The sequence below is a fragment of the uncultured Porphyromonas sp. genome, assembly GCF_938046015.1.
Taxonomy (GTDB): domain Bacteria; phylum Bacteroidota; class Bacteroidia; order Bacteroidales; family Porphyromonadaceae; genus Porphyromonas.
Genome location: NZ_CALIXW010000025.1, coordinates 1 through 16410 on the forward strand (window position 1 = coordinate 1; position 16410 = coordinate 16410).

Below are 16410 nucleotides of genomic sequence, written 5' to 3' on the forward strand. Positions count from 1 at the left end.
TGACTGATAGCCCACACGCTCGTGAGGGACGTCCCTCAGTGCTCCCACTGATATCCCTCAAGGGCCCTATTCCTATGCTCGTGAACTGCTGGGCTGACTTCGTCCCTTAGCTCAGAGCAAATCATGAGCAGCGGAGTAAGGCTTGTGTCCTAGCTCTGGCATCTGAGGCTAGCCGAAGGCGCCCACAAAGGAAGCGAGCATAAAAGCAGCCGCCCGACCTACTGCTGGAGTAGATCGGGCGGCCGTCGTAAGGGGGGTTAGACGAAGCCTACTTCTTCTTAGCAGGCAGGTGAATAGCCAGACCAAGAGCGTCAGCAATCGCTTCGTAGAGGGCTTCCGAATAGGTGGGGTGCCCGTAGATCGTAGCGATGACCTCCTCTGCGGTAGCCTCCATCTCCATGATGAGCGAAGCCTGGCTGATCATCTCGGCAGCCATAGCGCCGATGATGTGGATCCCGAGGATCTCGCCATACTTGTTGTCGAGGATGACCTTGACGAAGCCTTCGGTCTCACCAGAGGCAAGGGCACGGCCGTTGGCCACGAAGGGGAACTTACCGACACGGATATCACCGTAGTGCTCGCGAGCCTGCTCCTCGGTCAGACCGACGGTAGCTACCTCGGGACGCGTATAGACGACGGAGGGAGCAGAGAGCATCTTCAGCTCGCGCTCGTTGCCGTGCAGGGCGTTCTCAGCAGCGACTTCACCCATGCGGAAGGCCGTGTGGGCAAGCATCTTCAGACCGTTGACGTCACCAGGGGCATAGATACCCTTGACGCTCGTCTCCATGTACTTATCGACCTTGATGCGACCACGCTCGATCTCGAACTCGATCTCGCCGACACCCTCGAGGTCGGGTACACGGCCGATGGAGAGCAGCGCCTTGTCGCCCTCGATCGCACGGCCATCCTTGAGGATAGCAGCGAGCTTGCCGGAGCGGTCCTCGATCTTGTCGATGGCGGCACCCGTGATGATCGTCACGCCGCGCTTCTCGAGTTCGCCACGCAGCGTCTGCGATACTTCCTTGTCCAGAGCAGGGATGATGTAGTCTGCCATCTCGATGATGGTGACCTTCGTCCCAAGTGAAACCAGAGCCTCAGCCATCTCGACACCGATGACACCGCCACCGATGACGACCAGGCTATCAGGACGCTCCTCGAGGCTGAGGATATCATCGCTGGTCAGTACCGCAGGGTGATCGATACCAGGGATATTGATGCGGCCGACCTTGGAGCCACCAGCGAGGATGATCTTATCGGCCTTGATGATGTCCTTACCGTCGACGACGACGTCCTTGTCGCGATTGATCTTACCGACACCGCGGAAGACCTCTACGCCATTGCTCTTGAGCAGCGAGTAGACCCCACCGGTGAGCTTCTTGACGACGCCATCCTTGTACTTGACGAGCTTCTTCATATCGACAGAGAAGCTCATGTCTGCGAAGTTGATCCCGCGAGCAGCTGCCTGAGCTACCCCGTCGAGGATCTCAGCGTTGCGCAGGAAGGTCTTAGTAGGGATACAGCCCTTATTGAGGCAGGTACCACCGAACTCTGCCTTCTCTACGATAGCGACCTTAGCACCGAGCTGAGCAGCACGGATAGCAGCTACATAGCCAGCAGGGCCACCACCGATGACGCAGAGGTGATAGGAGCCGTCGAGGTGGATGAGGGGCTGGGGAGCACCTTCGTGTGCGGGGCCTTCCTTCTTCTCAGGGATGATCTCATCCTTGGAGGGGACGGTGTCGAGGCTCTCGCCTGCCTCACCGATATAGCCGATGACCTCAGCGATGGGCACGGTCTCGCCTGCCTGGTGGGTGATCTTGAGCAGGACGCCGGAGGCCTCTGCCTCGAGCTCCATGCTCGTCTTATCGGTCATGATCTCTAGGAGGACTTCACCAGCCTGCACGGGGTCACCCTCGTTCTTGCGCCAGCTTACGATCTCACCTTCTGTCATGTCTAGGCCCGTTTTGGGCATGATGATCTCTGTTGCCATATCTATTTAGGATCTTCTTTTGTGGTTCGTATGAGAGGGATTAAACGAGGAGAGGCAGTGGTGACTCCAGGGTAGCCTTGAGCTCCTGCATGAACTTAGCCGCAGCCAGCCCATTGATGACGCGGTGGTCGGAGGTGAGGCTCATCTTCATGATCGGACGGACGACGACCTCGCCGTTGCGTACGACAGGCATTTCCTTCGTGCCTGCGATGGAGAGGATGGCCGAGTTAGGCTGGTTGATGATCGAGGTGAAGGACTCGACGCCGTACATCCCGAGGTTGGAGATGGTGAAGGTGCTGCCTTCCTGATCGGCGGGCGTCAGCTTCTTGCCCACGGCGCGCTCGGTGATGTCCTTGAGGCGGAGCATCAGCTCGACGAGGCTCAGCTTCTCAGCGCCATGTACTACGGGCACCAGCAGCCCTTCGTCCATACCGACAGCCATAGCGAGGTTGACGTAGTGGTGCAGCTCGATCTGAGAGCCGTCGGGCGAGAGCGAAGCGTTGATATAGGGATGATTCATCAGCGTGCGTACCACGGCGATGGAGATAATGTCCGTGACGGTGAGCTTCTTCCCCGTCTTCTCCTTGATGGGCTCGAGGAGCTGCTTACGGAGCTTGGTAGCCTCGTACATGTCGACCTCGTAGTTCAGTACGAAGGTCGGTGCGGAGAAGTAGCTGTCGCTCATGCGCTTGGCGATGACGCGACGCATCATATTCATCGGTACGATCTCGACACCACCTTCGGGGGCTGCGGGCGCCGCAGCTGCAGGAGCAGCGGGAGCCTCGGCCTTGGGCGCAGCAGCCGCGGGAGCAGCCTTAGCAGCGGAGGGAGTAGCCGTGAAGGGATCGATGATCTGCTCAAGGTTGGTCGTATAGCGATCACCCAGTGCCGCAGCTACGTCCGCACGGCGGATCTTGCCACGGAAGCCCGTCCCCTTGATGGAGGAAGTATCTAGGCCAAAGACATCTGCGATCTTCTTTGCTAGGGGCGTGATCCCCCCACCCTGCTCGTAGCTGAAGTCAGCTACATCCTCAGCGTGGATGCGTCCCTTGAAGCCAGAGCCGACGATCTCGCTCAGCTCGACCCCCATACGGTGTGCCAGTGAGCGAGCCGCAGGTGTGGCTCTTAGTTTATCATTTCCCATATATAGATTATTCATTAAGGTGCATAGCCCTCGCACAGTGTGGGAGGGCTATACACGATATCTGCATGATTGGCGAACTAGCGCTTGGTGTAGAGGCGCTCGATGTACTCGAGAATGCGGTTGGCATCGGGGAGCATAGCGACCTCCAGCGAGTGGTTGTAAGGCGTGGGGATATCCTCGGCAGCAAGGCGAAGGATGCGGTTGTCGAGGTAGTCGAAGGCATCGCTCTCGGTGATCACGGCTGCGATCTCACCGAGGAAGCCGCCCGTCTTGTGCGCATCATTGACCAGTAGCACGCGGCCCGTCTTCTTCACGGAGTTGATGATCGCCTCCTTGTCCAGAGGCATGAGCGTCATCAGGTCGACGACCTCTACCTCGATGCCCTTCTCCAGGGCCATATCGGCAGCCTTGAGGACACGCTCCAGCATACGGCCGTAGGTGACGACGGTCACGTCCTTACCGGTACGCTTGAGGTCGGCCTTGCCGATGGGCAGTACGAAGTCAGGATCGGTAGGTACCTCGCCCTTCATGTTGTACTGAGCCTTGTACTCGAGGAAGATCACAGGGTTGTTGTCACGGATGGCAGCCTTGAGGATACCCTTGACATCAGCAGGGGTACCAGGGGCTACGACCTTGAGGCCAGGGATGTGGCAGAACCACGCCTCCAGGCTCTGCGAGTGCTGAGCAGCGGAGCCGAGGCCCGAGCCAGCAGCACAGCGGAAGACTACGGGTACCGAGCCCTTACCACCGTACATATAGCGCGTTTTGGCAGCCTGGTTGACGATGTTGTCCATCATATAGACAATGAAGTCCATGAAGGTCACATCCACGATGGGGCGCATCCCCGTCAGAGCTGCACCTACGGCAGCACCCGAGATGGCATTCTCCGAGATGGGGGTATCACGGACGCGCTCGCTACCGAACTCCTCCAGCATCCCTACAGAGGTACCGAAGTCACCACCATAGACACCGACGTCCTCACCGATGAGGAAGACGTTCTCGTCACGGCGCATCTCTTCGCTCATAGCCTCGATGATGGCGTCACGCACGGACATCACCTTTGTTTCTTGTCCTTCTATCATAATAGTCTACTTGTTTGCTTGGGGTTAATGGAAGGCCCGAATACTATTCGGTGAAGATATCCTCGAAGGCAGACTCGGGAGCGGGCTCTGGTCCCTTACGGCCGAACTCGACTGCCACGTCAACAGCTGCGTGGCTAGCAGCCTCGAGGGTATCGAGTTCCTCGGTCGTGGCGAGCTTCTTGTCGACGAGATAGTTGCGGAACTTGAGGATAGGATCCTTCTTCTTCCACTCGTCTACCTCTTCCTTGGTGCGGTACTTACCGGGGTCGGAGGTCGAGTGGCCATACCAGCGGTAGGAGATAGCCTCGACGAGCACGGGACCCTTGCCTGCACGTACGTCCTTGATCACCTTGTCCATGGTCTCACGTACAGCCATCACATCGTTACCATCCTCGATGAAGACCCCGGGGACGCCGTAGGCAGCTGCACGCTCATAGACGTGCTTGGTGCGCATCACGGAGCTGATGGGCGTAGAGATACCGTAGCCGTTATTGATACAGTAGAAGATCACAGGAAGATCCCAGATCGCTGCCATATTGAGGGTCTCGTGGAAGGAGCCTTCGTTGGTAGCCCCATCACCAAAGCAGCAGACGACGATCTTGCCCGTCTTCTTCATCTTCTGCGTGAGGGCTGCACCGATAGCGATACCCATACCACCACCGACGATACCATTGGCACCGAGGTTACCAGCGTCTACGTCTGCGATGTGCATCGAGCCGCCCTTACCCTTACAGACACCATTGGCCTTACCCATGATCTCCGCCATCATGCCATTGAGGTCGATCCCCATAGCGATACTCTGACCGTGACCACGGTGGTTGGAGGTGATGAGGTCACCCTTCTCGAGCCCGCAGATAGCACCGACGTTAGCGGCCTCCTCCCCTACGGAGAAGTGGGTCATCCCAGGGACTTCGCCTCGGCGCACCAGCTGGTTCACCTTGTTGTCGAAGTTGCGGATATCCTCCATCTTGCGGTACATCTCCAGCAGATCTTCTTTCTTAAGCTTTGCCATAACTGTATAAATGTTTGATACTCTTTATCTCTACGCTCTGAGCGCCCAGCCTCAGGGCTGCCCGCTCCTTGTCTCCACAGCCTTCGCTCCTTAGTCCTCTCAGTGCGCCCTCCTATTAAAAGAATTCTTTCCTCAATAAGTACGCCTATTGCTATGTTGACTGCACAAAGATAACATATAAATGAGATATTGTGCGCCGAGGCAATAGATTCTATTTATATCACCGCTTGGATCGCCTTATCAGATGCCCAAAAAGTTCGCTATCCCAGGGCTATGCGAGTAGCTCGAGCGGCTTTGTCTTGAGCTGAATGTCTGCTCTTCTCAGGCTCCTCCCCTCCCAGGTAAGTCGCTGAAGTCTATGGGGCGGGTACTTCCTCTGAGCGCTGCGGGTAGCCTCAAGCGGCACGTTTCTCCTCGGCCTTGGCGCGGGAGATCGTCACGAGCCATACCCCGAGGAAGACGAGGGCGATGGCTCCGAGGTGCAGCCAGCCGAAGGAGGCCAGCCCGAGTACCACACTGACCACCACGGCCACGATGGGCTGTACATAGTTGTACATACTCACCACCGTCGGCCGTAGGCTCCGCTGTCCGTTGATCATGAGGAGGTAGCTGACGAAGGTGCCGAAGAAGACGACATAGCCTACCTCTAGGCCCGTCTTGAGGCTGAGGGAGCTCCAGGGTGTGGCGCTTAGCTCGCCCACGGTCAGCGGAAGCGCCATGATCGAGGCCCAGAGGAACATCCATTTATTGACCGTGAAGACAGAGTAGCGCCGTGCCAGCTTGCTGAAGAGCGCTAGGTAGAGCGCGTAGCTCACTTGCCCGCCCATACAAAGGAGGTCGCCCCAGATGTTCCCCCCAGGAGTGGCACCACTTGCCCGAGAGCTGCCGAGGACCAGGAGCAGCGCCCCCGTGCAGCCTAGGAAGACGCCTAGTCCCTTCTTGCCCGTTATGGGCTCGCCGAGGATCAGTGCCGCGAGGATCATCGCGAAGATAGGCATTGTCGTCGTGACGATCCCTGCGTTCACGGGGCTCGTGAGGCTCAGCCCGAGCGTGAAGCAACACTGATTGCACAGCAGCCCGAAGATCGCTGCGAGGATGAAGCGATAACGATCCTTCCGCTCTACGCGCTCCTTGGGGGCGAAGAGCGAAGCAATCCAAAACAGAGCAGCTCCTCCGAGTAAGCGGCAGGCTACCAAGGTGAAGCCCGTGATCCCATGCTGCATCGCATCCTTCCCAAGCGGTGCCATCAGTCCCCAGCAACAGGCAGCCCCAAGGAGACTCAGGTGCGCCAGTAAGGTCTGTCTATCGGTCTTATTCATGCTGCAAAGGTACGACAAAGCCTTAGGCTACCCTTCCTACAAGCTAAGTCCAAGACATTATCTGCGTCGGGTCGAGGAAGGATAACCCATTGGATCCAGCGAAAGGAACTGCGAAGCAAAGCCCTAAGTACAGAGGCGGGAGAGCGAACTAGTAGATAAGTTGGAGCGGCTCACCCAAGCGGTCCTAGCAGAGGGCGCTCAGCGAAGTAAGGAGGCGATCGCCTAGCCTAAGCATCCTGAGGGATAGCCCTCGGCCTTCTGACGGATATCCCTCGCGCTCGTGACGGACGCCCCTCAGCTTCCTCACGGGTATCCCTCAGCTTCCTCACGGGTATCCCTCAGCGGCCCTCCCCCTTAGGTGCGCGTAAGCTGTAGCACAAGTCTGCTCCTCACGCCCGCCCCAGCTGTGCAGTCTAAGGGGCGCTCCTCCCCTATTCACCGAAGGGAAGTAATGATGTTGCGAGCCTTTGTTGACTAGCCTCGCTCTTTCCTAGTTGACTACGGCCAAGCAAACGAAGGAAACAATTTGCCTTGAACCTAAGCCGACAAAGGGCAACTAAAGCAGCGCTGGGCGGCAGAGGCTAGACGATAAAGCAAGAGCGCCTCCCCCGATCACTAGTATCGGAGGAGGCGCTCTCTACTTAGGGGTGTGAGGTGCTGCTACTTATCGTAGGGCGTACGTGGGTAGAGCATATCCCACCACTCGGGCTTATCCTGCAGGTACTTGGCGAACCAGGCGCAGATGGTGCGAATCCAGATGTCCTGGCGCTCGGGCTCGAGGATGTGATGGTCTTCGCCCGTGAACTCAATCAGCTCGACAGGGCGGCCGAGGATCTTCAGCGCATTGTAGAGCGCGGTGCTCTCGCTGGGGGGGACATTGACGTCTGAGGTACCGTGCAGCAGCAGGAGCGGTGTGTGGATCTTGTCGGCGTTGAAGAGCGGGCTGTGCTTGGTATACAGCTCAGGATTGTTCCAGGGATAGCTGGAGGCTGAGGCTACAGAGCTATAGCCTATCCCCCAGTAGCCGCCAGCCCAGTAGCTAGAGATGGAGCTGATCCCTGCGTGGCTGATGGCAGCAGCGAAGAGGTCCGTCTTGGTCTGCAGGTACTGCGTCATGAAGCCGCCGTAGCTAGCACCACAGCAGCCGATCTTCTTGATGTCGACATAGGGATGCTCCGCGGCGAAGGCCTTGACTGCACCGATGATATCGTCTGCCGTCTTCGTCCCCCAGGCGTTGAGATGGTCGGCAGCGAAGGCCTGACCGTAGCCTGTGCAGCCTCGTGGGTTCAGTGAGTAGGCGATATAGCCCTGGGCGGCGAACATCGCGAGGTTGTAGGTCGTCTCCAGCTGACGGGTCAGCGGCACGGTGCCGCCATAGTAGTAGACGATCATGGGATACTTCTTCTTGGGGTCGAAGTTCGGTGGCAGGTAGTACCATCCATCGATCTTCACACCGTCGGGCGTGGTGTAGAAGAAGTCCTTGGCAGCGGTGAAGCGTACATCACGCAGCTTCTCGGCCGAGAGGTCCCAGATGAGCTGCTCCTTGCTAGCCCCTGCGATGCGGTAGAGGCGGCTCGCGTTGTTGAGGCTCTGTCCGATATACCAGAGGTCACTACCATAGCGTGCTACGCCGAGGGCACGGACGACCTCTTCGCTGGTCGGGATCTGGCTGATCTTATTGCTGCGGACATCGAGCTTGTAGAGTGACTTGCGGCTACCGTTCTCCGCCGTGAACACGAAGGCGTGGAGCTTCCCTACGTAGTGGACACTCTCCACGTTGGGATCGAAGTCGCGCGTCAGTGCCGTCACCTTACCCGTAGGGATATGCAGGCGGAAGAGCTCGCGCTCGTAGCCGTTGGCCGGACGGCCTATCGTGTTGGCAATACCACCGAAGGCATCGGGTGAGCCCTCGATAAGCAGGTCGTCGGTGCCAGGAATGAAGGAGGCACCCGCGATATTAAACTGGTCGCGCAGGATCGTGTCGATGCGTCCCGTCTCGGGCGTGTAGCGGTAGAGCGTCGTCTGATTGTAGGGCGTCTCCGTCCACTTGGTCTTGTGCTCCGAGATGAGGAGCTGCTTGCCATCCTCTGTTATCCCCTGGATGGAGGCCGAGTGCAGACCATAGAGGAGCGGCGTGTAGGCGCCTGTGCGGATGTCGTAGCGGTAGATGCTCGTACGATGGCGCCAGCCCGGCATACGGTCATTGGGTGAGAGGCGGCGTATGGCCATGGGGTGCTTCTCTGGGCCCTTGTCCTGCTGGTAGATGTAGAGGGTCTGCTCGTCGGGGCCGATTGCATAGCTGGTGCCTGGGAGCTGATCTACCCACACCGAGCTCTCCCCCGTGGCGGGGTTGATCTTGAGCAGCTGCTGCGAGAGCCCATTGTAGCGCTGCAGCACGAGCATATCCTGCTTGGGCATCCACTGCGCCCCCGAGAGGTGCTGCGTGGTGCGGATGATCTTGCCCGAGGCATCGCGTAGCTCCTGATAGGTGGCGCCCTTCTTGGGAGCTCGGTCGGAGTAGGTCACCAGGACATAGCGCCCCGAGGGGGACACCGCAGCGGAGTAGAGCTGCTTGCCATGCGTGATATAGTTCCAGTCGATGTAGTGGGTACCAGCTGCGCTAGCAGCCGAGTCAAGCGGTGCGAACTTCGCCTCGGGCTCATAGGCAAGGCGGAAGTCTCCGCTGACGCTATCGCTTGGCATCCCGAGGACGCGCACCTGAAGCGTGCCGTGGGTCGCCTCGAGGCTCAGCGGCAGCGAGAGGGCGGGCACGGAGTCGGAGGAGGCGGGGCGCTGCTCGTTGGAGCCCAGGAGGCGCTCACCGAGGTAGAGGGCATAGCGCCCACGGCCATGCAGCTTGATGCTGCCACGCGTGTAGCCTGGGGAGACGAGGTTGAAGGAGTAGATGCTCAGCGTCGCGGCTTCGCCCTTAGCAGCCTTGGGGACAGAGAAGACGCCCTTTGTGGAGGCGGCGATGGGCTGGGCATTGTGCTCCTTGAGGGCATAGGGCTGCTTGATCTGCCCCAGGAGGTCGAAGGGACGATTCTGCACATTGACCGAGTCGATAAGCATAGGCCGTCTTAGGCTGATCTCGCTATAGCGCTTACCGCGAGTCAGCTGCTGCGCCTCTAGCTGCCCCCCCGTGAGGAGCAGGAGACCTAGGGCACATGTCGTGATAGATCGGATCATGAAATAGGTATGAGTTAGGTATAAGCTGGGTATTCGTTCAGTGCTAGGAGCCTATCGTCCTGCATCCTAGCTACCAAGGGATGCAGATCTAGGCTGAGGCAATAGGGGACGGAGTCAGCGAAGCCCGAGGCCACGAGACGCCGATAGTGCTCGCTCTGGCTGAGGTAGCGGACACGCTCCCCTAGGCTCAGACAATGTGCTCGCCAGAGGTCGCGCATCATGCGGGTAGCGTCGTCAGCCGCTTGGCCTAGTCCGAGCTTCTCAGCTCGATCGGCCAAGGCTCCCGCGTAGAGCATATCCTCCATAGAGGCTTGCCCGCGCCAGCCTGCAGCTAGGACGAGGATGTCGCGCCCCGCGGCAGCACAATGCTCTAGGGTCGAGCTGAGGTTGATGAAGGCCCCGACGAGGAGCTCCTCTGCCCCATGCTGCTGGGCGATGGTGATGGAGCGGGTGCCGTTGGTCGTCGTGAAGACGATGTCACGGCCACTGACGGCCTCGCAGCTATACTCGGCAGGGTCATTGCCCAGCTGGGCGAAGGCGCAGCGGCGCGTGTCTCGCTCAGCTGCGACGAGGCAGTCTGTGGACTGCCCCAGTCGCTCGGCCTCCTCGGTACTAGCCACGGGGATGATGCTGCGGGCTCGGTGGGCCAGCGCTGTCACCATGGTCGTACTGGCGCGGAAGATATCGACGACGATCACGCAGCAGCCTGAGCGATGATAGAGCGGATAGAGTTCGGGGGAAGGACAGAGATAGATGTTCATGCAGATAGCTAAAGAGCCTCCTGCATCCCGCTCGGGGGATACAGGAGGCTCTGATATAAGAAGCCTAAGCTCTAGGGTAATGAGGATAAGGGCGCGACATATAGCCTGGGCACCTTAGATCCCTAGCTCCTGGCGGATGGTGGCGATCTTGTCTAGACACGCTGCCTCGGCCTCGGCTAGCTCCTCGATCTTGGTGAGCTTGCCGCGCACCCCGATGTAGAACTTGATCTTAGGCTCCGTCCCCGAGGGGCGGATAGAGACCTTGGTACCGTCCGCCGTCTTGTACTGGAGGACGTTACTCGTGGTAGGCATGTCGAGCGTGAAGACCTCTCCCTTGTCGATCCAGCGGCCCTCGAGCTTGGCATAGTCGAGCACCTCGACGACGGGACTCCCAGCAAGCGTCTTCAGCGGGTTCTCGCGGAAGTTCTTCATCATAGCCTCGATCTCCTCGGCGCCGCTCTTGCCCTTGCGGACGACACTTACGCCCTGCTCCTTGTACAGCCCGTACTCAAGGAAGACCTGCTGCAGCAGCTCGTAGATCGAGAGACCCTTATCCAGAGCCCAGGCTGCGAGCTCGCAGAACATAGCGCAGGCCGAGACCGAACTCTTGTCGCGGATGAAGTCCTCGCGAAGGAAGCCGTAGCTCTCCTCACCGCCACCGATGTAGTTGCGCTTGCCCTCGTTCTGACGGATGACGTCGGCGATCCACTTGAAGCCCGTGTAGCAGTCAAAGAGCGTCACTTCGTTCTTCTCTGCGATAGCGCGGATCAGCTCGGTCGTGACGATGGTCTTTACCACGTAGTCTTGGGGCTGCAGGCGACCAGACTCCTTGCGGCTCATGATCGCATAGTAGACCAGCAGGGAGCAGATCTCGTTCCCATTGATGAGGACAATCTTGCCCTCTGTGTTGCGGACGGCTACACCGATACGGTCAGCATCGGGGTCAGAGGCTAGCACGAGGTCCGCCCCTACTTCCTCAGCCTTACGGATCGCGAGCTCCAGTGCAGCGGGCTCCTCGGGGTTGGGTGAGTAGACTGTGGGGAAGTTGCCACTGACGACATCCTGCCCAGGGACATTGATGATGTTGGTGAAGCCGATGGCGCGTAGTGTCTCAGGGATGATACGTACGCCCGTGCCGTGGATGGGCGTATAGACGATCTTGAGGTCGTGGTGGCGTGCGATGGATTCGCGCTGGGGAGCGGAGAGGCTCGCCACACGCTCGATGAACTTCTTATCAAAGGCCTCCCCGATACGCTCGATCAGCTCGGGACGTGCCTCGAAGCGGATATCCTCGACCTTGGTCACCTTGTTCACCTCGATGATCGTATTGCGGTCGTGCGGGGCGATCATCTGGGCACCATCGTTCCAGTAAGCCTTATAGCCGTTGTACTCCTTGGGGTTGTGCGAGGCGGTAATCATCACCCCACTCTGGCATCCCAGCTCGCGGATAGCGAAGGAGACCTCAGGCGTAGGGCGTAGGCTCTCGAAGAGATAGACCTTGATGCCATTGGCGGAGAAGACCTCTGCCGTGATGCGGGCGAAGACATCGCTGTTGTTGCGGCAGTCGTGGCCTATAGCTACGGCGATCTGAGGGAGCGAGGCGAACTCGCGCTTGAGGTAGTTGGCTAGTCCCTGCGTCGCAGCCCCTACCGTGTAGCGGTTCATGCGATTAGAGCCCACGCCCATAATCCCACGCAGCCCACCAGTACCGAACTCTAGGTCTTTGTAGAAGGCCTCTACTAGCTCTGTAGTATCAGGGTTATCTAGCATACGCTGTACCTCAGCACGTGTCTCAGCGTCATAGCCTGGGGCAAGCCAGGCACTGGCTTTAGCTCGCACTTGGGCGAGGAGATCCTTTTGCTCCATGTGTCTTATGTGTATAATAGTTATATATCGATGTCTCGTGCACTCGTGTGCGCTGAGGCAAAGATAAGCATTTCGATGGGTATCAAGATAAGTATCCCCCTAGCCTAGACCTCGTGGTCTCGCGCTAGGGGGATACCTATATATAGATGAGTGGAGAGCTGCTACTTCACGCTGAGGCTCCAGGTCGTAGCCTTAGCGAGGGCCTTGCGTACGGCTTCGGTAGCCTGGGCCCCAGAGAGCACCAGCTCCGCCTTGTAGGCAGGGAGCTTCTCGATGATCTGTACGAGCTGAGCCTCCGTGACATCAGGGTTCTCTCGGAGGTCTAGGCTCTGTAGGCCCTGAGTCAGATACCCGACAAGGCCGAGGATCGTCTCCTGCTGCAGGTGGTGGAGCTGCAGGTCTCGGACGCGAGCCTGTCCTATAGGGCCGAGCTTTGGATTAGCCCCATCTACCTCGACGACATCCATAGCGATCGAGGGACCCCAGAAGAGGTCACGCAGCTCGGGCTTGTTCTTCAGCGCGAGGCGAGCCAAGGGCGCAGTCCCTGAGAGATGCATGAAGCCAAAGCGCTGCAGCTTCTTGCTCTCGACGAGATCGATCGCCCCTAGCTTGGCTGCATCGGGAGTATGCAGGACGAGCATTCTCAGCTCAGGAAGCTGCGCCCAGCCCTCGACTGCGAAGACGGGACGATACAGCAGGAGCGTCTCAAGGCTGCGCGGCAATACGAGCTTACCTAGCGTCGTGCTGACATCATTCATATTGTCATTCAGCCAGCGGCGGAGCGAGTTCAAGTCGGCTTTCTCGATGTCGGTAGTAGGACGTCGGCCGATGGTCAGATGCTTGAGCTTGCCGAAGTGCGACAGGTCTAGGGTCTCCTGCGTATTGGCCCCTACGAGGGTGAAGTCCTCCAAATTCGGGAGCCCCTTGAAGGAGAGCTTGGCGAGCTTGGAGCCGGGAGCCGATACGAGGAGCTTCTTCAGTCTCGGGAGCTCCTGGTCGAGGACGAGCTCGGTGGCCTCGGGGATCTGGATGCTCAGCGTATCACGGATCCCATCGATGCCAACGAGGCCGCTGGCTCCCGCGACGAAGCTATTCCCCTCCTGGGTAGCTCCAGAGATCGTCAGTCCCGTGCTGGGAGCGAAGACTTCGAGGCGCTGACCTGGTGCGAGGCGGATCTGCACGGAGGATGTCGTAGCGGATGCCTCGGGCTTAGCCTTGTTGGGCTCGGTGATTTCCTTGCTGGGTTCATCATTCTTGCTGCCGCAGGAGCTAGCCGTATAGGCGGTCAGCGTGAGGAGTGTGGTGAGGATGAGGATTTTCTTCATTGTTCCTTTGTCTTAATGGTGATACTAGGGACGCCTTAGGCAGGCTGGGCCTGCGACGGCCCAGCCTTAGAGGATATTTCTCTAGGCCTAGAGCGAATCGTAGAGGCGTACCCACCCATGTTCGTCTGGGTAGTCGCCGTACTGGATGGCGCGTAGACGCTCATAGAGGGCCGTCGAGATAGGGCCAGGGTTGCCATCCTTGCTGATGATATACTGCTTGTGCTTATCGAGGTCATCGACACGCAGGATAGGGCTGATGACCGCAGCGGTACCGCAGGCGCCAGCCTCCTCGAAGGTCGCTAGCTCCTCGACATGCACGGGGCGTTGCTCTACCTTGAGTCCCATATCCTGAGCCAGCTGCATAAGACTCTTGTTGGTCACCGAGGGTAGGATGGAGCTGCTCTTAGGGGTGATGTAGGTATTCTCACGGATGCCGAAGAAGTTCGCAGGACCGCACTCATCGATGTAGAGCTTCTCCTTGGCATCGAGGTAGATGACGGCAGAGTAGCCCAGCTCGTGGGCGAGGACACCGGACTTGAGGCTCGCAGCATAGTTCCCCCCTACCTTATAGGTACCCGTACCAAGGGGCGCAGCACGGTCGTAGCCGCGCATGATCGCCATGGGCGAGGGACGGAAGCCCGTCTTGAAGTACGCCCCTACGGGGGTGACGAAGATGAGAAAGAGGTATTCGTTGGCAGGGGCGATCCCAACCTGCTTCCCTAGTCCAATCAAGAGGGGACGGATATACAATGAGGCTCCGCTCTCATAGGGAGGGATGAAGTCCTTGTTGAGCTCCAGGACGCGGTCAATCGCCTCGAGGAAGCGCTCCGTAGGTAGCTCGGGCATGAGGATGCCTCGGCAGGTGGACTGCAGGCGTGCGGCGTTCTCCTCAGGGCGGAAGACGCGTACCTTGCCATCACGACCACGGAAGGCCTTGAGTCCCTCGAAGGCCTCCTGTCCATAGTGAAGCGAGGTAGCCGCCATCGGGATCGTGATCATCTCCGAGTCAGAGACCTCTAGCTCCCCCCAGGCACCGTCACGCCAGTAGCAGCGGACATTGTAGTGGGTGGGGTGATAGCCGAAGCCGAGCGAGCTCCAGTCAAGTTCCTGTTTGTTCTCCATAATTATAGCCATAGTTTGTTATCGTGTACGATGGGAAGCCCTAAGACTCCTAGGGCAAAGGTAAAGAAAAAGCAAAGAAAAACAGGAGAGGGGCAGAGAACGTGCTACAGACGCTCTCTGCCCCTCTCCTTATTTATATAGGAAGGTGGTCGCTAGCCTTCGCTCACGATGCGGTAGGTATCCTTGGCGATCATGTACTCCTCGTCGGTAGCCACGACAGCAACCTTGACGCGGCTATCGGGGGCGCTGATCAGCATCGTGCGGCCCATGGCCTGCTGGTTCAGCTCCTCATCGATCTTGATGCCGAGGAACTCCAGCCCTTGGCACACCTCGGTGCGCATCGGGGGGCGGTTCTCCCCTACTCCAGCGGTGAAGATCAGTAGGTCTAGGCCTCCCAGCGCAGCAGCGTAGGCGCCGATGTACTTCTTCACTCGATAGGCGTGCATGGTGATGGCTAGACGATCGCGGTGGCTACCCGATTCGGCGGCCTTAGCGACGTCGCGCATGTCCGAGCCCTGGGTACTGATGCCCTCCAGACCGCTCTTCTTGGTCAGGAGGTGCGTCAGATCTTGCAGGCTCAGCTGGGTCTTGCCAGCCTCCTTCTCATCCTTGAGGTAAGGCGCGATGAACTCAGGACGGTAGTCCTTCTTCGCCAGGAGGAAGTCCAGCACCCCGCTGTCGATGTCCCCAGCACGCGTACCCATCATGAGGCCTTCATTGGGAGTCAGCCCCATGGAGGTATCGATGCTGTGGCCATTCAGGATAGCCGCCATGGAGGCACCACTACCGACGTGGGCGGTCACGATCTTGGAGTTCGCTAGGTCAATGCCTGCCAGCTCAGCCCCTACCTCACTGACGTACTGATGGCTCGTACCGTGGAAGCCGTAGCGACGGATGCCGAACTCCGAGTAGAACTCGTAGGGCAGCGCGTACATGAAGGCATGCTCGGGCATCGTCTGGTGGAAGGCTGTGTCGAAGACACCCACCTGAGGCACCTTGGGCAGCACCTTGCTCACAGCCTCAATCCCGAGGATGTTGGCAGGGTTGTGCAGCGGAGCCAGAGGCACGCACTCACGGAGCTTCTCGAGGACCTCAGCATTGATACGGACGCTGGAGGCAAAGCGCTCACCTCCGTGTACGAGGCGGTGGCCGATGGCGTCGATCTCATCGAAGGAGGCTACGAAGTGCTCCTCGCGGAGGATGTCGAGGATGATCTCCACACCGCGCGTATGGTTTGGAATCGGTAGGTGGCGCTCCTCCTTGGTGCCGTCGGGACGCTTGAAGCGGATGAAGGAGTCGTTGATACCGACACGCTCTTCATTCCCCGAGGTGAGGACACGGTAGGTCGGGAGCTCGATGAGGGCAAACTTCAGCGAGCTGCTCCCACAGTTGAGGACTAGGATCTTCATAAGGTTTATCCTGGGATGGTGAGACTAAGGGGGCGGAGCTAGGCCTTCTTGGCCTTCAGGGCGATGGACTGATTGGCGGTGATGGCAGCCATCTTGTAAATGTCCTCGACCGAAGCTCCACGGCTCAGGTCATTGACAGGAGCAGCCATACCCTGTAGGACTGGCCCTACAGCCTCGGCACCTGCTACACG

12 protein-coding genes are annotated in these 16410 nt (G+C 58.9%); all 12 read right to left on the bottom strand.

The window, feature by feature from the left end:
* Positions 1-268: 268 nt before the first annotated feature.
* The gene (lpdA, locus tag Q0248_RS02785) at positions 269-1990 is read right to left on the bottom strand and encodes a dihydrolipoyl dehydrogenase (RefSeq protein WP_299319472.1); all 1722 of its coding nucleotides are present in this window, start codon (positions 1988-1990) and stop codon (positions 269-271) included.
* A 40-nt stretch (positions 1991-2030) separates the two neighbouring features.
* Positions 2031-3134, bottom strand: coding sequence for a dihydrolipoamide acetyltransferase (locus Q0248_RS02790; protein WP_299319474.1), 1104 nt, complete (start codon positions 3132-3134; stop codon positions 2031-2033).
* Positions 3135-3211: 77 nt separating this feature from the next.
* A complete protein-coding gene (locus Q0248_RS02795; protein ID WP_299319477.1) occupies positions 3212-4216 on the bottom strand; it encodes an alpha-ketoacid dehydrogenase subunit beta in 1005 nt (334 codons plus the stop codon).
* A gap of 43 nt (positions 4217-4259) precedes the next feature.
* Positions 4260-5228: a thiamine pyrophosphate-dependent dehydrogenase E1 component subunit alpha gene (locus Q0248_RS02800; RefSeq protein WP_299319480.1), complete on the bottom strand. Its 969-nt coding sequence runs from the start codon at positions 5226-5228 to the stop codon at positions 4260-4262.
* A gap of 395 nt (positions 5229-5623) precedes the next feature.
* Entirely contained in the window at positions 5624-6547 is a 924-nt protein-coding gene (locus tag Q0248_RS02805; protein WP_299319482.1) for a DMT family transporter, read from the bottom strand.
* 660 nt (positions 6548-7207) lie between these two features.
* Positions 7208-9736, bottom strand: a complete 2529-nt coding sequence (locus Q0248_RS02810) for a S9 family peptidase (protein WP_299319485.1) — start codon at positions 9734-9736, stop codon at positions 7208-7210.
* Positions 9737-9750: 14 nt separating this feature from the next.
* Complete coding sequence (locus Q0248_RS02815) at positions 9751-10497, bottom strand: 2-phosphosulfolactate phosphatase (protein ID WP_299319487.1); 747 nt, start codon at positions 10495-10497, stop codon at positions 9751-9753.
* 114 nt (positions 10498-10611) lie between these two features.
* Positions 10612-12363 carry a phospho-sugar mutase gene (locus Q0248_RS02820; protein WP_299319490.1) on the bottom strand — a complete coding sequence of 584 codons (1752 nt, stop codon included), beginning with the start codon at positions 12361-12363 and terminating at the stop codon, positions 10612-10614.
* A gap of 161 nt (positions 12364-12524) precedes the next feature.
* Entirely contained in the window at positions 12525-13688 is a 1164-nt protein-coding gene (locus tag Q0248_RS02825; protein WP_299319492.1) for a hypothetical protein, read from the bottom strand.
* 87 nt (positions 13689-13775) lie between these two features.
* The gene (locus Q0248_RS02830; RefSeq protein WP_299319495.1) at positions 13776-14810 is read right to left on the bottom strand and encodes a branched-chain amino acid aminotransferase; all 1035 of its coding nucleotides are present in this window, start codon (positions 14808-14810) and stop codon (positions 13776-13778) included.
* Positions 14811-14962: 152 nt separating this feature from the next.
* Positions 14963-16219, bottom strand: coding sequence for an acetate kinase (locus Q0248_RS02835; RefSeq protein ID WP_299319498.1), 1257 nt, complete (start codon positions 16217-16219; stop codon positions 14963-14965).
* A 38-nt stretch (positions 16220-16257) separates the two neighbouring features.
* A partial coding sequence (locus tag Q0248_RS02840) for a phosphate acyltransferase (RefSeq protein WP_299319501.1) occupies positions 16258-16410 on the bottom strand: 153 nt, incomplete at its 5' end.